Raw genomic sequence first — 18860 nt, forward strand, 5'->3', positions numbered from 1 at the left:
GATCGTAGTGCAGGGGGTCGTCACCGGGGCGTCCCGGAACGGCGGCAGGCCCCGTCGGGGAACGACGGGGCCTGCCGGGTCGGGCGGTGCTGCCTACTTGTTGACCACGGTCAGCGGCAGGAGCTTCACACCGGTCGGGCCGATCTGGATCTCGGTGCTCATCTGAGGACACACGCCACAGTCGAAGCACGGCGTCCAGCGGCAGTCGTCGACCTCGACCTCTTCGAGGGCGTCCTGCCAGTCCTCCCAGAGCCAGTCCTTGTCGAGGCCGCTGTCCAGGTGGTCCCAGGGCAGCACCTCCTCGTAGGTGCGCTCGCGGGTGGTGTACCAGTCGACGTCGACGCCGGTGCCGGCCAGGCCCTTCTCGGCGGAGGCCATCCAGCGGTCGTAGCTGAAGTGCTCGCGCCAGCCGTCGAAGCGGCCGCCGTCCTCGTAGACGGCGCGGATCACGGCGCCGATGCGGCGGTCGCCGCGTGAGAGCAGGCCCTCGACGATGCCGGGCTTGCCGTCGTGGTAGCGGTAGCCGATGTTCTTGCCGTACTTGCGGTCGCCGCGGATGGAGTCGCGCAGCTTGGTCAGCCGGGCGTCGGTGTCCTCGGCGGAGAGCTGCGGGGCCCACTGGAAGGGGGTGTGCGGCTTGGGAACGAACCCGCCGATGGAGACGGTGCAGCGGATGTCGTTCTGGCCGGTGACCTCGCGGCCCTTCTGGATGACGTTCTTCGCCATCTCGCCGATCTGCAGCACGTCCTCGTCGGTCTCGGTCGGCAGGCCGCACATGAAGTACAGCTTCACCTGGCGCCAGCCGTTGCCGTAGGCGGTGGAGACGGTGCGGATCAGGTCCTCCTCCGACACCATCTTGTTGATCACCTTGCGGATCCGCTCGCTGCCGCCCTCGGGGGCGAAGGTGAGGCCCGAGCGGCGGCCGTTGCGGGTCAGCTCGTTGGCGAGGTCGATGTTGAAGGCGTCGACGCGGGTGGACGGCAGCGACAGGCCGATCTTGTCCTCGGTGTAGCGGTCGGCCAGGCCCTTGGCGATGTCGCCGATCTCGGTGTGGTCGGCGCTCGACAGCGAGAGCAGGCCCACCTCCTCGAAACCGGTCGCCTTCAGCCCGCGCTCGACCATCTCGCCGATGCCGGTGATGCTTCGCTCCCGCACGGGGCGCGTGATCATGCCGGCCTGGCAGAAGCGACACCCTCGGGTGCAGCCTCGGAAGATCTCGACGGACATCCGCTCGTGCACCGTCTCGGCGAGCGGGACGAGCGGCTGCTTGGGGTAGGGCCACTCGTCGAGGTCCATGACGGTGTGCTTGGAGACCCGCCACGGCACGCCGGCCCGGTTGGGGACGACCCGGCCGATGCGGCCGTCCGGCAGGTACTCGACGTCGTAGAAGCGCGGCACGTAGAAGCCGCCGGTCTTCGCGAGGCGCAGCAGCACCTCGTCGCGGCCGCCGGGGCGCCCCTCGGCCTTCCAGGCCCGGATGATCTCGGTCATGTCGAGGACGGCCTGCTCGCCGTCGCCGACCACCGCGCAGTCGATGAAGTCCGCGATCGGCTCGGGGTTGAAGGCCGCGTGGCCGCCGGCGAGGACGATCGGGTCGTCGAGGGTGCGGTCCTTGGCCTCCAACGGGATGCCGGCGAGGTCGAGGGCGGTGAGCATGTTCGTGTAGCCGAGCTCGGTGGAGAAGGAGAGCCCGAACACGTCGAAGGCCTTGACCGGGCGGTGCGCGTCGACGGTGAACTGCGGCACCCGGTGCTCGCGCATCAGGGCTTCGAGGTCGGGCCAGACGCTGTAGGTCCGCTCGGCGAGGACGCCCTCGCGCTCGTTGAGCACCTCGTAAAGGATCATGACGCCCTGGTTCGGCAGGCCGACCTCGTAGGCGTCGGGGTACATCAGTGCCCAGCGGACGTCGCAGGCGTCCCAGTCCTTGACGGTCGAGTTGAGCTCGCCGCCGACGTACTGGATCGGCTTCTGGACGTGCGGGAGGAGGGCCTCCAGGCGTGGGAAGACCGATTCGACAGTCATGTAACTAGGAACCCTTACGACAGGAACTGGGGTGACCCTCAAGGGTAGCCGAACCGCCGGGGCGTCCGGACGGGACGATCTTCCGCCTCCCCCTCCCCCTCCGCCTCCCCCTCCGCCTCCGCGGCCTCGGCGCTGGCGGGGCTCCCGGCGCCGGCCGCCCGACCGGCCCGGCCGCTACCGCCCGAGCGGGATCGCCCGCAGGAACGGAGCCATCCGCCCGGCGAGTTGGTGCTCGCCCTCGGGCGTGGGGTGCAGTCCGTCCGCGTAGAGGCCGTCGGCGTCGGCGACCGGCAGCACGGTGAGGCCGTCCACCAGGTGCAGCCGCCGGTCCCCGAGCCCCTGGAGCACCCGGACGGCGTCGGCGGTCAGCTGCCGGATCCCGGCCAGGGTGACGCCGGCGGTGTTCACGACCTGCTCGCGCTCGACCGAGGGCAGGGCGGTGATCACCGCGATCGCGGTGTCCGGCTGGCCGTCGCGGACGGTCTCCACGAATCCGCAGAGCGCCGAACCCCAGCTGCGGGCGGTGAAGACCCCGCGGATGTAGGCGTTGGTGCCGATCTCCAGGGTGATCAGGTCGGCCGGGGTGTCCCGGACGGCGCGGGCCACCACCGGGTCGAGGTAGGCCTCGCCCGCGAAGCCCAGGTTGCGCAGGCGCCGACGCCGAACTGGACGTCCGGCTCTCCAAGTCGACCCTCTCCCACCATCTCAAGGTGCTGCGCGAGGCAGGGGTGACCTGGACCAGGATCGAGGGCACCAGGCGGCTGACGGGACTGCGCCGGGACGACCTGGACGCGCTGTTCCCCGGCCTGCTGCCGGCCGTCCTCGGCGCCGCGGCGCAGCCGGCCGGCGGCGGCCAGGACCGGCCCTAGGACCGCCGGTCCGGCGGATCCTGCCGGGCGCGGGACGCGGGGCGGCGGCGCTCGCGGTGGCGGGTGAGCAGCCAGAGCACCTGGGTGCCGCCCAGCACCAGCAGGACCAGTGCGGAGTCGAGCCGGCCGGTGAGCGGCCGGCCGGCGCCGAGGCCGGCCACGGCGCGGGCGAGCAGGGTGAGGTCGGCCGGGAGGGTGACGCAGAGCAGTCCGGCGAGGGCCGAGGCGCCCCCGAGGGCGAGCACCGCGCTGTAGGCCCGTACGACGCGGCGCTCCCCGGCAGGCAGGCCCCGGCCGGGGTCGGCGGGGCCCGGTCCGCTCCGGCGGCGCAGCCGGTGGCCGGCCAGCCGGGCGAGGTGGCGGGCGTACGCGGCGCCGTCCCCGTGCAGGTCTCGGCAGCGGGTGAGGTCCTGGAGGACGAAGTAGAGGTCGGTGCGCAGGAAGACCAGGGCCTGGAACGGGATCTGCAGCAGGGAGAGCAGCGCCAGCGCGGAGAGCGGCCGGGCCGGGCCGCCGGCGGGCGTCGCGGGCAGCGCCGCGGCGAGCAGCAGGGCGGCCGAGGCCACCGCGAGGTTGACCGCGATGCCGGCCAGGTAGGCGGTCAGCCGGTGGCGCCGGGGCGCGAGTTCGATGCCGCTGAGGTCCGTCTGCAGGACCAGGAACTGCATCCGGGTGCCGAAGCGGATCCGGGCCGGCACGCCGGTGGCGCGGGCCGCCGCGAGGTGTCCGGCCTCGTGCAGCAGGACGAGCAGCCAGGAGACCAGCAGGGCGGAGCCGAGGACCAGGCTGCCGTGCGGGCTCCACAGCAGGTCGCGGTAGCCGGGCAGCGGGCGCGGGCCGAGCAGCACGGCGGCGGCCGCGGCGGCGGTCAGCGCGCCGAGCAGTGCGGGGACGGCGGGGCTCAGCACCCAACGGACGTGCCGCGGGCGCAGCCGGGGCAGGGTCGGGCGCGGCGGGGCGGGGCCGCGGACGGGCCGGCCGTCGACTTCGCGGACGAATCCGAGGTCGAGCAGGGCGTGCACGAAGCCGGTCAGGTCGGGGCGCCGGCCGGTGCCGGTGGTGAGGGCGCGTTCGGTGTCGGCGAGGGTGCGGCCCTGTCCGAGCAGGCGCAGGGCCTGTTCGCCGGTGTCGGGCAGGGCGACCACCACGCCGGTGTCGAGCCGGCCGACGAGCCAGTCGGCGCTCTCCCGGCGGGTGGTGAGCCGGTGCAGGCGCAAGGTGCTGGTGGGGGCGAGGGGGCTCGTGCTGGTGGCGGCGAGCGTGCTGGCGGGCGTGATCGTGGTCGCGGGGGTGATCGTGGTCGCGGGCGGCCGGCCCCGCGGGGCCGGGCCGTGCGGGGTGCTCACCGGCCCGGGCCCGGCGGCCGGTCCCCGCAGGCGGGGCAGTCGGGGCGGCGCGGGGCGTCCTCCAGCACGGGTTCGCCGGGCAGCATCAGGTTGATCCCGAAGCGGCGGCCGGGCACCGGCCGGGGAACGCCGGTGAGCAGGGAGAGGGCGGCGTGGGCCATCAGGGCGCCGGAGAGTCCGGCGGTGACGGCGTTGACCGGGTTCCAGGGGGTGGCGGGCAGGGCGGGGGTGTCGGTGCCGGGGGCGAGTCCGAGGTCGCGGCCCTCCCGCTCGGCGGTGTGCAGGCACTCCCAGCAGGCGCCGTCACCGGGCCGGTAAAGACCCGCCGTGGCCAGCGGGCCGTGGTAGCCGCCGTCCACCCAGGGGACGCCGGTGGCCAGGCAGGCCTGGTTCGCCCAGCGGCGGATGCCGGCGGGCCGGTCGGCGCAGAGGGCCAGCAGGCCGTAGCCGGCTCGGCCGGCGCCGAGCAGGTCGGTGAGGTCGCCGGGGCCGGTGATCCGGCGGTGCTCGGCGGTGACGGTGATGTCGGTGTTGGCCGCGCGCAGCCGGACGGCCGCCGCCTCGGCCTTGGGTCTGCCGAGGTCGGACTCGGTGAAGAGGGTCTGCCGGTTGAGGTTGGAGAGGTCCACGGTGTCGAAGTCGACGCAGTGCAGCCGGCCGACGCCGGACGCGGCGAGGGCCAGGGCGAGGGTGCCGCCGGTGCCGCCGAGGCCGATGACGAGGACGGCGGCGTCCCGGAGCAGCAGTTGGACGTCCCAGCTGCTGCTCCGGGGCGTGGTGTCCATCCAGCGGAGCAGGCCGACGCCACGGCTGTAGCGCTCCCGCTCCCGGCGGCTGAGGGCGGGCGGGGGCGGGGCGTCGGCCTCCTCCAGGAAGCCGGCTTCGGTCAACATGGCCAGGGCGTCGACGACTTGGACGAATCCGACGGCAGGGTGCCGGGCGCTGACGGCTTGCGCGATCTCGTCGGGCGGGCGGGTGCCGTCGGTCAGCGTGGTGAGGGTCCAGACCCAGCCGGCCGGGTCCTCGATCTCCGCGCCGATCCCGTGCACCAGTCCGCCGATCCGGACGTTCCCCGCGGTGGTGCGATAGGCGGTGTGCTCGGGTTTGATCCGTGGCCGTCGCATTGGCTTCACCTCTGGCATTTCCCCAACGTCCCTTCCGGTCAGCCCTGTTGACATGCTCTTCCGGGGCGTGCGGTACTGGCAAGGCCGTCCGGGCCCGCAGGCCGGCCGGCGACCTGAGGCACCGCCGAGTCCCGGGAGCAAAGATGACGGAACAGCCCGACCAACCCGCCGCACCGAGAGAGTTCGGGCCGGAGGCGGACGAACCCGCGGGTGCGCCGGTGGCGATCGTGATCCGCCGTCTGGAGAAGAAGGAGACCACCAACGCGAGCAATTCCACCGGCAACTGAGCCGGTGAACCGGCCGCGCGGGCACCGCCGGGCGCGGCCGGGCCCGCGCGGCGATGTCGTGCGGGCGGCCGGCGGGCCGTGCGCGCCCGTCCCCGGGAGAGTCATGAGCCACACCGACCGGCCGGCCCGCCCGCGGCCCGGCGCCGACCGCTTTCCGACCGTCGCCCAGGCGGTGGCGGCCGCCCGCCGGCTGGTCCGGCACCACCCCGGTCGATGCCGGCTGCGCCAGGTCGGGGTGTCCCGCGGCGGCCGGCCGCTGGTGCTGCTGTCGGTCGGCCACGGGCCCCGGCACGTCCTGGTGGTCGGCGGGCCGCACCCCAACGAGCCGTCCGGGGTGGCGGGCGCGCTGCGGATCGCCCGGGAGGTGCTGGGGCGGCCGGAGCTGGCCGACCGTCCGGGGGTCGGCTGGAGCTTCCTGCTCTGCCTGGACCCGGACGGCGCGGCGCTGAACGAGGGCTGGCTGCACGGCCCGCCGACGATGGCCAGGCATTTCGAGCACTTCCACCGGCCCGCCTTCGAGGAGCAGCCGGAATGGCTGCCGCCGGCCGGTTCGGGCCGGGAGGCGATGCCGGAGACCGCCGCGCTACTGCGGGTGATCGACGAGTTGCGGCCCTTCCTGCAGGTCTCGCTGCACGGGGTGGACTTCGGCGGCACCTTCCTCCAGCTGACCCGGGAGGTGCCCGGGCTGGCGGCCCGCTTCGCCGGTTCGGCGGCCCTGGCGGGCGTCCCGCTGGACGTGGGGACGTACGACGCCCTCGGCTGGCCCAGCCCCGCGCCGGGGACGTACCTGATGCCGCCGGGAGGCCGGGGCGGCCCCTCCCCGCTGCCGGACGACCCCGCCCGGTCGACCTGGTCCTACCCTGGACGGTACGGCGGCGTCACCGCGCTGCTGGAGGCGCCGATGTGGGCCGTGGACGCGGTCGGGGACGGTGCGCGGCACGCCGATCCCCGGCGGGCGGTGCACTCGGCCGCCCGGTCGCTGCTGGACGGCACGGAGGAGCTGGCCGGGCTGCTGGAGCGGGTCCGGCGGTGCACCGCGGAGCCGGACGGGCCCGCCGTGCGGTTCGTGGAGTTCAATCTCGGCGTCTGCCCGGGGATGGCCGAGGAGTGGCGGGCCGTGGTGGACACCGGGGCCGGGGTCTCGGTGTCGCGGGTGACCGGGCTGGAGATCGTGGCCGAGCGGATTCCGCTACGGATCTCCGCGGCGCTGCTGCGGCTGCTGGCGGCGGCCGGCGGTGCGGGGGCCGAGCGGCTGCGGGCCCGGGTCAGGCAGCTGGTGGAGGAGCGCTGCAAGCTGCTGCGGTCGGGCTTCGGGGCCCGCTGGGTGCCGGTGCGTGACCAGGTGGACCACCACGCCCGGAGCGCGGTCGCGGCCTTCGAGTGCCTGGTCTGAACCGGGCGGCTCCCGGCCCCGCCGGAGCCCCGCGGCGCCCCTGGGCGGGAGCGGCTCGGGACCGGGCCGGACAGCGGAAGGCGCCGCCGGCCCGAACCGGGCCGGCGGCGCCGCGCGGGGGTCAGACCCCTATCGGCCGCTGGCTGTGCACGGCCTGCATCAGCCCGATCGCGACCCAGACCGCGAACATCGACGATCCCCCGTAGCTGACGAACGGCAGCGGGATGCCGGCGACCGGCATGATGCCCAGGCACATCCCGATGTTCTCGAAGGCCTGGAAGGCGAACCAGGCGACGACGCCGGCGACCACGATCGTGCCGTACAGGTCGGTGGCGTGCCGGGCGATCCGGCAGGCGCGCCACAGGACGACGCCGAGCAGCAGCAGTATCGCCGCGGCGCCGAGGAAGCCGAGCTCCTCGCCGGCCACCGTGAAGACGAAGTCGGTCTGCTGCTCGGGGACGAACTGGCCGGTGGTCTGGGTGCCGTGGAAGAGCCCCTTGCCGGTCAGCCCGCCGGAGCCGATCGCGATCCGGGCCTGGGCGGTGTTGTAGCCCACGCCGGACGGGTCCAGCGCCGGGTTGGCGAAGGCCGCGAAGCGGTCGATCTGGTACTTGCTCAGCACGCCGAGCTTCCAGATCGCGACGCAGCCGCCGACGCCGGCCAGCAGCAGCCCGAAGGTCCAGCGGTTGGCCGCGCCGGAGGCCAGCAGGATGCCCAGCACGATGACGGCCATCACCATCACCGACCCGGCGTCCGGCATCAGCATCACGATCGCCATCGGGATGCTCGCCGCGACCAGGGCCTGGAAGACGCTGCGGTCCGGGGGGAACTCGCGGTCGCCGGCGTCCACCCGGGCGGAGAGGATCACCGCCATCCCGAGCACGATCGCCAGCTTGGCGAACTCGGCCGGCTGCATCGAGAACCCGCCGCCGAACTGGATCCAGGAGTGCTGCCCGTTGATGGTGGAGCCCAGCGGGCTGAGCGTGGCCACCAGCATCAGCATCACGGCGACGTAGACGAACGGCACCAGGGTGCGGAACCGCCGACTCCCTATCCCGATCACCACCGCGCAGAGCGCGAGCCCGATCACCAGGTTGGTGAGGTGGCGGTACAGGAAGTACTGCGGGTCGCCGTGGGTCAGGTTGTCGCGGCCGCGGGTGGCCGACCAGACCAGCAGCGCGCTGCCGAGCGACAGCACCAGTGCGGCCAGTATCAGTATCCAGTCGAGCTTGCGCAGCGGGGAGTCCTTGGCGAGCGCCTTGGACACCGCCCCGCGCTGCGGGGAGAGCCGGACCTGACGGTAGGAGCCGTAGGAGGTCATCACCGCCCCCTTCCGGAGCTGCCGTTCCAGGTACTGCGGGTGGGTTCGAGGGCCGGGCCCGCGGTCGTCCAGTACGCCGGGCCGCCGGTGGGCTGCGCCGGGTCCAGGAAGGCCGGACGGTCGTACTGGTAGGCGGCGGGCTTCACGATCGCGGTGCCGTCGGGGCCGAACTTGGGCAGCTCGGCCTGCGGCTTGGCCAGCAGTGCCTTGCCGCTGTCGATGTTGCCCTTGTCGTCCACGCCGTAGAGCGCCTGGTAGATCCGGCGGATGGCGTCACCGGAACCGCCGGAGCCGGTGCCGCCCTGGCTGATCGTCATCACGACCGCGTAGTCGCTGCTGTACGTGGTCAGCCACGAGGTGGTCTGCTTGCCCTCGACCTCGGCCGTGCCGGTCTTGGCATGCAGCTCGATCTTGTTCTGCGGCCAGCCGACGCTGGTGAACTTCCAGGCGGCGGTACCGGTGGTGACGACGCCGGCCGTGGCCTGGTTGATGTAGCTCAGCAGCTTCTGGTCGCCGGGGATCCGGCCGTCCTCGTGCGGGGCGATCTCGCGGACGAGATCCCCGGCCGGGCTGACCACGGCCTTGCCGATGGTCGGCCGGTAGAGCGTGCCGCCGTTGGCCAGCGCCGAGTAGATCCGGGCCATCTGGATCGGCGTGACCAGGGTGTCGCCCTGGCCGATCGCGTAGTTGACCGAGTCACCGGCGCGCATCACGTAGCCGTCGACGCAGTTCTCCTTGGCGATCTGGTCGGAGTAGCTGTTGCCGCCCTTGGCAGCCTGCGCGCACCAGGCGTCCTTGTTGTTGTCGAAGAACGACTGCTTCCACTGCCGGTCGGGCACCCGTCCGGTCACCTCGGCCGGCAGGTCGATGCCGGTCCTGGCCCCCAGGCCGAACTGGTGGGCGGTCTTGTAGAACCAGTCGCCCGGGTCCTTCTTCGGCTTGATGCCGCCGTCCTTCATCCACTGGTCGTAGGCCAGGCCGTAGAAGACGGTGTCGCAGGAGACCTCCAGCGCCTTCTCCAGGGTGATCGAACCGAAGCTCTCGGCCTCGAAGTTCTTGAACTCGCGGCCGCCGATGGTCAGGCTCGTCGGGCAGGGGTACGTCCCGTCGAGCGAGTAGCCGGCCTGCACGGCGGCGGTGGTGGAGATCACCTTGAAGGTGGACCCGGGGGCGGACTGACCCTGTATGGCCCGGTTGAGCAGCGGGAAGTTGGACTCCTTGCTGGTCAGCGCCTGGTAGTCCTTGCCGGAGATGCCGCCCGCCCAGAGGTTGGGGTCGTAGCTCGGCGCACTGGCCATCGCCACGATCCGGCCGGTGTGCACGTCCATCACGACGGCGGCCCCGGAGTCCGCCTCGTAGTTGCGGCTGGTGACCTTGTCGTAGGTCTTGCGGGCGTCCGCCATGGCCTGCAGCAGGTTGTCCTCGGTCACCTTCTGGACCCGGGCGTCGATGCTGGTGACCAGGTTGTTCCCGGGCTGCGCCTCGACGGTGCCGGCGGTGCCGATCACCCGGCCGAGGTTGTCCACCTCCAGGCTGGTGATGCCGGCGGTGCCGCGCAGGTCGCTGTCGTACACCGACTCCAGCCCGGCCCGGCCGATCTGGTCGGCCGGCAGGTAGCGGTCCCGGCCGGACTTGGCGGCGCTCTTGGTGACCTCCTCGTCGGTGACCGGGGAGAGGTAGCCGAGCACCTGGGCGGCGTTGGCGCCCTCGACGCCGGTGTAGTGGCGTACGGCGGTGGGCTGCGCGGTCACGCCGGGGAAGTCCTCACGGCGTTCCATTATCTGCATCGCCTGCTGGGTGGTCGCCTCCTTGGTGACCGGGATCGGCTGGTAGGGCGATCCGTTCCAGCAGGGCTGCGGCGTCTTGGCGTCGCAGAGCCGGACCTTCTCCTGGATGTCCTTGGCGGGCATCCCGAGCACCTCGGCCAGCCGGCCCAGCACGCCCTTGCCGCCGTCCTTCTGCTGGAGCAGCGAGGTGCGGCTGACCGAGACCACCAGGCGGGCCTCGTTGGCGGCCAGGATGCGCCCGGAGGCGTCCAGGATCTCGCCGCGGACGGCCGGTTCGACCACCTCGCGGATGTGGTTGCCGGTCGCCTTGGCGGTGTACTCGCTGGCGCTGCGGATCTGCAGGTACCAGAGCCGCCCGCCGAGCGTCGCCAGGAGGGACAACACCAGGATCTGCAGGACCACCAGACGGATCGTCACCCGCCGGGTTCGTCCGGTCTCGGGGATGTTGCTCACGTCGCGTGTGCTCCAGAGGGCGAGGTTTCGGGCGGTGGTTCGGGGAGCCCGGCCGGCTCCCGCGCGGGGGCGCTACGGGCGCTTGGCCAGGCCCAGGCCGCGCTTCTTCTTGCCGTAGCCGGGGCCGGCCGAGGCCTCCCGGGTGGTGCGGTAGCGGGCCAGGGTGCCCAGGTTCCCGCCGCTGCCGGCGCTGTCGCCGTTCGCGGCGGCCACCGGGTCGTGCTCGAAGCGCCGGGCCACCAGCATCACCACCGGCACCACGAACGGGGCCAGTAGCAGGTCGTACAGCAGGGCGCTGACCACCAGGCCGACGAGGCCCACGTGCCGGGCGGCGGTGTCGCCGACCAGGGCGCCGACCATCGCGTACAGCAGGGTGGAGACCGCGGCGGCCGCGGCGACCACCAGCAGCGCCCCACCCACCGAGCGCTGGCGGCCGTGCTCGCCGCGGAGCAGTCCGGCGGCGTACCCCATCAGGCACAGGACGAGCGCGTAGCGGCCGATCGCGTGGTCGGAGGGCGGGGCGAGGTCGGCCAGCAGGCCGGCGGCGAAGCCGACCAGGCAGCCGCCGGTCGGCCCGTAGACCATGGCGAGGCCGATCACGACGAGCAGCAGGACGTCGGGGGTGGCGCCGGGCAGCTGGAGCCGGCCGAACACACTGACCTGGAGGACCAGGCCGAGCAGGATCAGGACGGCGGAGACCGGGATCCGGGTGAGACGCATGGGTCAGTTCCCCCCTGTGGGACTGGCGGGCGGAGCGGCGGCCGCCGGGGCCGCGGGTGCGGCGGGGGCCTGGGCGGCCGCGGCGACGGCCGGCGGCAGGACGGCGTCGCGGGGGTCGGTGCGGGGCGGCACCACGACCACGCCGACCAGGTCCAGCCGGGTGAACTGGACGTACGGCTCGACCATGACGGTCTTGGTGAGCTGGCCGGGGGTCGCCTCGACCTCCACCACCTTGCCGATCGGCACGCCGGGCACGAAGGGCCGCCCGCTCTGCGACCCGAAGGTGACCATCCGGTCGCCCTCCTTGACCTGGGCCCGGCCGTTCAGCAGCGAGACCTTCATCGGGCCGGTGCCCTGCCCGGAGGCGAAGCCGATCTCGCCGCCGCCCTCCAGCCGGGCGCCGGCGCTGAAGCCGGGGTCGGAGGCGAGCAGCACGGTGGCCGTGGTCGGCGCCACCGTGGTGATCCGGCCGACCAGGCCCTGGCCGTTGATGACGGTCATGTCGCGGGTGAGGCCGTCGTCGCTGCCGGCGTCGACGGTGATGGTCCAGGAGAAGCCCTGGGCCGGGCCGATCGCGATCACCTGGGCGGCCTTGACGGTGTAGCCGCCGGCGCCGGCCGTCCTGAGCAGGTCGTCGAGCTGCTTGGTGCGCCCGGCGGCGGCGTCCGAGGAGGCCAGCTTCTGGCGCAGCTCGGTGTTGTCCTTGTTGAGCTGGTCGGTCCGGCCGCGGTTGGTGACGGCCTCGCGGAAGGCGCGGACGGTGTCCGCGACCGGGTCGACCGCCGAGGCGGCGCCCCGCTCGACCGGTCCAAGGACACCCGCGGCGGCCCGCCGGGCGCCGCCGAGCGGCGAGCTCTCGCCGCCCTTGATGTCCACGGTGATCAGGGCGAAGGCGACGGCCACCAGCAGGATGAGCAACAAGCGGCTCTCTCGTGTGTCCCTCACGGTGCTGGAGCTGCCCCTTCGTCCGAGTCCTGGTGCCGGGCCCCCACCGGGCTGTGGGCGGGTGAGGGCCCTTCAGTTGATAGGCCGTCCGTGTCGAGGGACGTCCGTGTGCGGCGTGCGGTTGCTCAGCGCCGCGGCTGGGCGTCCAGCACCTGCTGGAGCGCCTCGAACTCCTCGACGCACTTGCCGGAGCCCAGCGCGACCGAGTCGAGCGGGTTCTCGGCGATGTGGATCGGCATGCCGGTCTCGCGGCGCAGCCGCTCGTCCAGGCCACGCAGCAGGGCGCCGCCGCCGGTGAGCACGATGCCGCGGTCCATCACGTCGCCGGCGAGCTCCGGCGGGCACTGGTCCAGGGTGGTCTTGACGGCGTCGATGATGGAGTTGACCGGCTCGTCGATGGCCTCGCGCACCTCGGCCGCGGAGATCACCACGGTCTTGGGCAGGCCGCTGACCAGGTCCCGGCCGCGGATCTCGGCGTGCTCGTCCTTCTCGCCCTCCAGCGCGAAGGCGGAGCCGATGCTCATCTTGATCTGCTCGGCGCTGCGCTCACCGAGCAGGAGCGAGTACTCCTTCTTGATGTGCTGCACGATCGCGTTGTCCAGCTCGTCGCCGGCCACCCGGATCGACTGCGCCGTGACGATGCCGCCGAGCGAGATGACCGCGACCTCGGTGGTGCCGCCGCCGATGTCGACCACCATGTTGCCGGTGGCCTCGTGCACGGGCAGGCCCGCGCCGATCGCGGCCGCCATCGGCTCCTCGATGATGTGCACCTGGCGCGCGCCGGCCTGCGAGCTGGCCTCGATCACGGCGCGGCGCTCGACCCCCGTGATGCCGGAGGGCACGCAGACCACCACCCGGGGGCGGGCCAGGTAGCGGCGGCGGTGGATCTTCAGGATGAAGTAGCGGAGCATCCGCTCGGTGATCTCGAAGTCGGCGATCACGCCGTCCTTGAGCGGGCGGATGGCGACGATGTTGCCGGGGGTCCGGCCGATCATCTTCTTCGCCTCGGAGCCGACCGCGAGGATGCCGCCGGTGTTGGTGTTCACCGCGACCACGGACGGCTCGTTGAGGACGATCCCCTTACCCCTGACGTACACCAGCGTGTTGGCAGTGCCGAGGTCGATCGCCATGTCACGGCCGATGAACGACAGGTTGTTGGCCATGGGGTTGGTGTGCCTTCCCGGGCTCGGAGTCAATGGCGGGGGTGGACCGATCGCGCACGCCCGTGACAGGGCGGACACCAGCTGAGCAGCCGTACCGGGCCCATGAGTTGTGTCCATCGTAGCCACGCCCGTCCGGGTGGGCGGAGGTGGACGGGACAGCACCCATTGTCCGGCGCGTGATCGCTTCTACGAGGATTGGGACGCCGTGTCGGAGCCCGGAGTTCCGTATTTGAGGATAAGAATGCCCCGGCCGGCCCAAGGGCGGCCGACCGGGGTGTCCGCTCACGCGTGCGAGGGGAAGAAGATCTTGATCTCGCGCTCGGCGGAGGCCTCGGAGTCGGAGGCGTGGATCAGGTTCTCGCGGGTGATGGTGGCGAAGTCACCGCGGATCGTGCCCGGACCGGCCTGCAGCGGGTCGGTCGCGCCGGCCAGCGAACGGATGCCGGGGACGACGTTCTCGCCCTCCACGATCAGCGCGATCGACGGGCCGGAGGTCATGAAGTCGAGCAGCGGCTCGTAGAACGGGCGGCCGACGTGCTCCGCGTAGTGCTGCTCCAGCGTCGCCCGGTCGAAGGTCCGCAGTTCGACGGCGGCGAGCTGCCAGCCGGCCTTGCGCTCGATCCGGCTGATGATCTCGCCGGCCAGGCCTCGCTTGACGGCGTCGGGCTTGAGCAGGACGAGAGTGCGCTGGGACACGGTGCGGCTCCAGGGGAATCGGTTCGGCATGGTGTATGCGGCTGCTCCGAAGGTTACCTTGCGTGAGCGCCGCAGCTCATCGGGCCGCCCCCGGGACCGGCGGGACGGGCCGGCCCTGAGCGGCGAGGCGTCGGAGAGCGTCGGGACGCCCCGCGCGGGCGGGCTCCGGCGTCAGGCTACTACCGCCGGCCCGGCACTCTGCGCGGCCCGGGCGGCCTTGATCTCGTCGATCTTCCGGCCGTAGTGCACCGAGCACCACCACAGGCCGGCGAAGACCAGCCCGAGGCCGAACATGGTCGGCAGCACGAAGCCGCTGGCGATCAGCCCGATCTGCAGCACCCAGCCGACCGCCACCGCGCCGGGACGGGTGATCATGCCGCAGAGCAGCACGCAGAGCACCATCGCGACGGCGCTGACCGTCCAGACGGTGGCGCCGGAGACGTCGGTGAGCCGGGTGGCCACCAGCCCGGCGAACATGATCAGCAGCACCTCGCCGATCAGGGTCGAGGAACAGAGCGTCCTCATGTCACTTCCTTCCGAGCAGCAGGCGCGCCTCGCCCACCGTGATGACCGAACCGGTGACCAGCACGCCGCAGCCGCCCAGGTCACCCTCCTCCTCCGCCAGGGTGACGGCGGCGTCGATGGCCTCGTCCAGCCGGGCTTCGACCTGGACCCGGTCCTCGCCGAAGATCTCGACCGCGACGGCGGCCAGCTCGTCCACCGGCATCCGGCGGTGGGTCGAGTTCTGGGTGACGACGACCTCGGAGAGCAGCGGCTCGAAGGCCGACAGCAGACCCGAGACGTCCTTGTCCCCGCTGGTCGCGATCACGCCGACCAGCTTGGTGAAGCCGAAGGACTCGCTGATCGCGGCGACCGTCGCCTCGGCGCCGGCCGGGTTGTGGGCCGCGTCCAGCAGGATGGTGGGGCTGCGCCGGACGACCTCCAGGCGGCCGGGCGAGCTGACGCCCGAGAAGGCCTGGCGGACCTTGTCGATGTCGAGCTTGCCACCACGGGCGCCGCCGACACCGAAGAAGGCCTCCACGGCGGCGAGCGCCAGCGAGGCGTTCTGGGCCTGGTGCTCCCCGTGCAGGGGGATGAAGACGTCCTCGTAGTCCTCGCCGCCGAGCCCGCGCAGCGTCATCAGCTGGCCGCCGATGGCGACCTCGCGGTGGCGCACGCCGAACTCCATGCCCTCGCGGGCCACCGTGGCGTCCACCTCGACGGCGCGCCTGAGGATCGTCTGGGCGGCGTCCAGCTGCTGCTGGGCCACCACCGCGATCGCCCCCGGCTTGATGATCCCGGACTTCTCGACGGCGATCTCGCCGGTCGTGGAGCCGAGCTTGTCGGTGTGGTCGAGCGAGATCGGGGTGATCACCGAGACGGCGGCGTCGATCACGTTCGTGGCGTCCCAGGAGCCGCCCATGCCGACCTCGACCACCGCGACGTCCACCGGGGTGTCGGCGAAGGCGGCGTACGCCATGCCGGTGAGCACCTCGAAGAAGGACATCGCCACCGGCTGGCCCTCGTCGACCATCCGGACGTACGGCTCGATGTCGCGGTAGGTCTCGACGAAGCGCTCGACGCTGATCGGACTGCCGTCCAGGCTGATCCGCTCGGTGACGGACTCCACGTGCGGGCTGGTGTAGCGGCCGGTGCGCAGCTCGAAGGTGTTGAGCAGCTGCTCCACCATCCGGGCGGTGGAGGTCTTGCCGTTGGTGCCGGTGATGTGGATCGACGGGAAGGCCCGCTGGGGCTGGCCGAGGATGTCCATCAGCGCCTCGATCCGGTCGAGCGAGGGCTCCAGCTTGTTCTCCGGCCAGCGCTTGGCGAGTTCCTGCTCGACGTCGCGCAGGGTCTCTGCGGGCTCGGCGCCGTCGGGGCGGATGGTGTACGGGTTCTGCTCGGCCTTGTCGCTCACGGGGTCAGTCTACGGAGCCGCCGGGGGGCCGGCCGCCGCGGTGCGGGTGGGCGCACCGACTGTTTCCGATTTGTCCGCTCCGGGGCGAATGAGGTGCTTGTCCGGTCTTCCGCGCAACGGGCGGGCGCGGCCGGCCGGCGACCGCTCGCCCGCCCCGCGGGCACCGGCCCACCGCCCTCGTGATCGTCGCCGGCGGCCACCCCTCCCCCGGAGCGACGTGCGAGGGCCGCCGGTCCGGCCGCCCGGCCGCCACCGGACCGGCGCAAGCCGCCCCGCGGTCTTGACAGCCGGATTGGTCTACTCCACCTTGTGAGGCAAGTACCCGGACCTACCGGCGACTTGAACTGTCGGACGCTCCCGCGCGCACCATCGACACCCGGCACGACCCGCCCCCACCGGGTCGGCCGGCCTCCCCCACTGGAGATGGAGTCATGCCACCTGCCCGACACCGCCGCGCCCGCGGCGTCCAGACCGCGATCGCCGGATCCGCGGCGATCGCGATCGGCCTGAGCTGCCTGGTCCTGTCGACCGCCGGCGCCCAGGCCGCCGACATCGAACTCATCGCCAACGGCGGCTTCGAGTACGGCAATCACCTGACCAACTGGAACTGCCCGGCCGGCACCACGCCCACCACCCCGGCGGACCACCCCTCGATCGCGCTGCGGGTCACCCCGACCAGCAGCGACAGCGGCGAGTGCACCCAGACCGTCACGGTGAAGCCGTCCTCGACCTACACCCTGCGCTCCGAGGTGCAGGGCCCGTACGTCTACCTGGGCGCCCGGGGCACCGGCGGCGCGGACCCCAGCACCTGGTCCAGCAGCACCAGTTGGAACAACCTGAGCACCACCTTCACCACCGGGGCGAGCACCACCAGCGTCACCGTCTACGTCCACGGCTGGTACGGCCAGGGCTCCTACCTGGTGGACAACGTCTCGCTGATCGGGCCCGGCACCCCGTCGCCCTCCCCGTCGGGCAGCACGAGCGGGCCGGCCACCCCCACCCCGACCGTCAGCACCAGCCCGTCGCCGACGGCCACCACCCCCACGCCGACCGCCACCACCCCGACCCCGACGGCCACTTCGACCGGCCCCGGCCTGCCCAGGCACCTGCTGACCGGCTACTGGCAGAACTTCGACAACGGCGCCACAGTCCAGCGGATCAGTGACGTCCCGGCGGCCTACGACATCATCGCGGTGTCCTTCGCCGACGCGACGAGCACGCCCGGCGCGATCAGCTTCACCCTGGACAGCACGCTCTCCAGCCGCCTCGGCGGTTACACCGACGCCCAGTTCAAGGCCGACATCGCGGCGAAGCACGCGGCGGGCAAGAAGGTGGTGCTGTCGATCGGCGGCCAGAACGGCACCATCTCGGTGAGCAGTTCGGCCTCCGCGACCAACTTCGCCAACAGCGCGTACACGCTGATCCAGCAGTACGGCTTCGACGGGATCGACATCGACCTGGAGAACGGCGTCAGCGCCACCTACATGGGCCAGGCGCTGCACACCCTGGCGGGCAAGGTCGGGGCCGGCTTCGTGCTCACCATGGCACCGCAGACCATCGACATGCAGTCGACCGGCATGGAGTACTTCAAGCTGGCGCTGAACGTCAAGGACATCCTGACCATCGTCAACATGCAGTACTACAACTCCGGGGCGATGCTCGGCTGCGACGGCCAGGTCTACTCGCAGGGCACCGTGAACTTCCTGACCGCGCTGGCCTGCATCCAGCTCAAGGGCGGCCTCAAGCCCAGCCAGGTCGGCCTCGGCGTACCGGCCTCCACCAGCGCGGCGGGCGGCGGGTACGTCAGCGCGAGCGTGGTCGACAACGCGCTGGACTGCCTGGCGGCCGGCACCAACTGCGGCACCTTCAAGCCCGACACCAAGTGGCCCGACATCGGTGGCGCGATGACCTGGTCGACCAACCACGACGCCAAGGCCGGCGGCCCGATCGCCGGCACCGTCGGCAGCCACCTGCACGCGATGCCCTGACCGGCGGCCGGTGACGGCCCCCACGACCCGGTCCGTACCGGCCGGCCCGCACCCCGGGGCCGGCCGGTACGGCCGTTCGCGCGCTACGCCTCGCCCCGGGCCTCCGGGATCTCCGGGACGGGGCCGCAGTGCCGGCGGCGCAGCTCGGCCACCACCTCGCCGGCCTCCCCCTCCGGGAGCAGCGGGAGCATCATCGCCACCGCCTGCAGCAGCCCGCCGAGCAGGAAGGTGGTGTCGGCGGTCTCGGCCACCAGCGCGCGCACCACGCCGACCTCGCCTGCCCCGACGGCCTCCAGCAGCCGGGCCGCGTCCGCGGTTTCCTCGTCGATCGCGACCCGCGAGGTGTCGGCGGGCGCGCGGCGGGCCAGCCCGCGCAGCACCCGGTCGCCGACCTCGGGCGCATAGGCCTTGCGCACCGCCTCGGCGGCGATCCAGACCAGCAGGGTGGTCACCTCGCGTTCGGCGTGCTCCGCGAAGAGCCGGTCCAGGGCGTGGTCGTACGCCAGCTGGTTGCCGTGCCGGAAGGCGAGCAGCAGGGTGGCCGCGCGGGCCTTGGCCTCCTCCACCGCTTCCGCAGGCAGTTCGTCGGCCAACTCCTCGGTCACCACCACGCCATGCCCTCCCGTCAGCCAGTCGGCTCCGCAGAACTCCTGCCCACCGTACACAGCCGACCTGCGAACTTCGCCGAACCCGCCCGTACAAGACCGGAAGGAAATCGACCGGGTTTTGACCAGAGTGCGGCACGGATTTCCCCACCTTCCCCCAGGAGCAGGCCGATTACCCGCGAATGGCCACAGGAATCAGTCGTACGGGAAGCAGAATTCACCC

Annotated in this window: 17 protein-coding genes; 4 read left to right on the top strand and 13 right to left on the bottom strand. The window is 72.6% G+C overall.

The features are described 5' to 3' along the window. Positions 1-93: 93 nt before the first annotated feature. Together J2S46_RS14110 and J2S46_RS14115 are read right to left on the bottom strand one after the other, a co-directional pair. Positions 94-2022 carry a TIGR03960 family B12-binding radical SAM protein gene (locus J2S46_RS14110; RefSeq protein ID WP_191289275.1) on the bottom strand — a complete coding sequence of 643 codons (1929 nt, stop codon included), beginning with the start codon at positions 2020-2022 and terminating at the stop codon, positions 94-96. Positions 2023-2196: 174 nt separating this feature from the next. Further along, positions 2197-2631: an SGNH/GDSL hydrolase family protein gene (locus tag J2S46_RS14115; protein WP_229912543.1), complete on the bottom strand. Its 435-nt coding sequence runs from the start codon at positions 2629-2631 to the stop codon at positions 2197-2199. Between the two features lie 101 nt (positions 2632-2732). Here J2S46_RS14115 and J2S46_RS14120 point away from each other — a divergent pair, with 101 nt between their 5' ends. Beyond that, positions 2733-2891 carry a hypothetical protein gene (locus tag J2S46_RS14120; RefSeq protein WP_370882189.1) on the top strand — a complete coding sequence of 53 codons (159 nt, stop codon included), beginning with the start codon at positions 2733-2735 and terminating at the stop codon, positions 2889-2891. Here J2S46_RS14120 and J2S46_RS14125 read toward each other — a convergent pair. Together J2S46_RS14125 and J2S46_RS14130 are read right to left on the bottom strand one after the other, a co-directional pair. Next, positions 2888-4237 carry a hypothetical protein gene (locus tag J2S46_RS14125; protein ID WP_229912544.1) on the bottom strand — a complete coding sequence of 450 codons (1350 nt, stop codon included), beginning with the start codon at positions 4235-4237 and terminating at the stop codon, positions 2888-2890. The two genes, J2S46_RS14120 and J2S46_RS14125, sit on opposite strands and share 4 nt — an antisense overlap. Next, positions 4234-5361, bottom strand: a complete 1128-nt coding sequence (locus tag J2S46_RS14130) for a HesA/MoeB/ThiF family protein (protein WP_229912546.1) — start codon at positions 5359-5361, stop codon at positions 4234-4236. The genes J2S46_RS14125 and J2S46_RS14130 overlap by 4 nt, the downstream gene beginning before the upstream one ends. 143 nt (positions 5362-5504) lie before the next feature. Here J2S46_RS14130 and J2S46_RS14135 point away from each other — a divergent pair, with 143 nt between their 5' ends. Both J2S46_RS14135 and J2S46_RS14140 read left to right on the top strand, forming a co-directional pair. Next, positions 5505-5648, top strand: coding sequence for a hypothetical protein (locus tag J2S46_RS14135; protein ID WP_191289276.1), 144 nt, complete (start codon positions 5505-5507; stop codon positions 5646-5648). A gap of 103 nt (positions 5649-5751) precedes the next feature. Next, entirely contained in the window at positions 5752-7041 is a 1290-nt protein-coding gene (locus tag J2S46_RS14140; protein ID WP_191289277.1) for a M14 family zinc carboxypeptidase, read from the top strand. A gap of 121 nt (positions 7042-7162) precedes the next feature. Here J2S46_RS14140 and rodA read toward each other — a convergent pair whose 3' ends face one another. The 8 genes from rodA to folC form a co-directional block, all read right to left on the bottom strand. Then, a complete protein-coding gene (gene rodA / locus J2S46_RS14145; RefSeq protein WP_191289278.1) occupies positions 7163-8362 on the bottom strand; it encodes a rod shape-determining protein RodA in 1200 nt (399 codons plus the stop codon). After that, complete coding sequence (gene mrdA, locus J2S46_RS14150) at positions 8362-10602, bottom strand: penicillin-binding protein 2 (RefSeq protein WP_191289279.1); 2241 nt, start codon at positions 10600-10602, stop codon at positions 8362-8364. The genes rodA and mrdA overlap by 1 nt, the downstream gene beginning before the upstream one ends. 72 nt (positions 10603-10674) lie before the next feature. Further along, positions 10675-11322, bottom strand: coding sequence for a rod shape-determining protein MreD (gene mreD, locus J2S46_RS14155; RefSeq protein WP_191289280.1), 648 nt, complete (start codon positions 11320-11322; stop codon positions 10675-10677). Between the two features lie 3 nt (positions 11323-11325). Continuing rightward, positions 11326-12267, bottom strand: coding sequence for a rod shape-determining protein MreC (mreC, locus tag J2S46_RS14160; protein WP_191289281.1), 942 nt, complete (start codon positions 12265-12267; stop codon positions 11326-11328). Positions 12268-12392: 125 nt separating this feature from the next. Then, positions 12393-13418, bottom strand: a complete 1026-nt coding sequence (locus J2S46_RS14165) for a rod shape-determining protein (protein WP_073927935.1) — start codon at positions 13416-13418, stop codon at positions 12393-12395. A gap of 294 nt (positions 13419-13712) precedes the next feature. Further along, positions 13713-14126: a nucleoside-diphosphate kinase gene (ndk, locus tag J2S46_RS14170; protein ID WP_073927936.1), complete on the bottom strand. Its 414-nt coding sequence runs from the start codon at positions 14124-14126 to the stop codon at positions 13713-13715. A gap of 171 nt (positions 14127-14297) precedes the next feature. Then, the gene (locus J2S46_RS14175; RefSeq protein ID WP_073927830.1) at positions 14298-14651 is read right to left on the bottom strand and encodes a DUF4233 domain-containing protein; all 354 of its coding nucleotides are present in this window, start codon (positions 14649-14651) and stop codon (positions 14298-14300) included. Between the two features lies 1 nt (position 14652). Continuing rightward, positions 14653-16044, bottom strand: a complete 1392-nt coding sequence (gene folC, locus J2S46_RS14180) for a bifunctional tetrahydrofolate synthase/dihydrofolate synthase (RefSeq protein WP_191289282.1) — start codon at positions 16042-16044, stop codon at positions 14653-14655. A gap of 431 nt (positions 16045-16475) precedes the next feature. Here folC and J2S46_RS14185 point away from each other — a divergent pair, with 431 nt between their 5' ends. Beyond that, positions 16476-18032 (top strand): chitinase, encoded by a 1557-nt coding sequence (locus J2S46_RS14185; RefSeq protein WP_191289283.1) that lies wholly within the window; start codon positions 16476-16478, stop codon positions 18030-18032. Between the two features lie 83 nt (positions 18033-18115). Here the strand turns inward: J2S46_RS14185 and J2S46_RS14190 are convergent, their stop codons facing one another. Further along, on the bottom strand, positions 18116-18643 hold the full coding sequence (locus tag J2S46_RS14190) for a hypothetical protein (protein ID WP_073927832.1): 528 nt from the start codon (positions 18641-18643) through the stop codon (positions 18116-18118). Positions 18644-18860: the final 217 nt, after the last annotated feature.

It is taken from the genome of Kitasatospora herbaricolor (genome assembly GCF_030813695.1).
Taxonomy (GTDB): Bacteria; Actinomycetota; Actinomycetes; order Streptomycetales; family Streptomycetaceae; genus Kitasatospora; species Kitasatospora herbaricolor.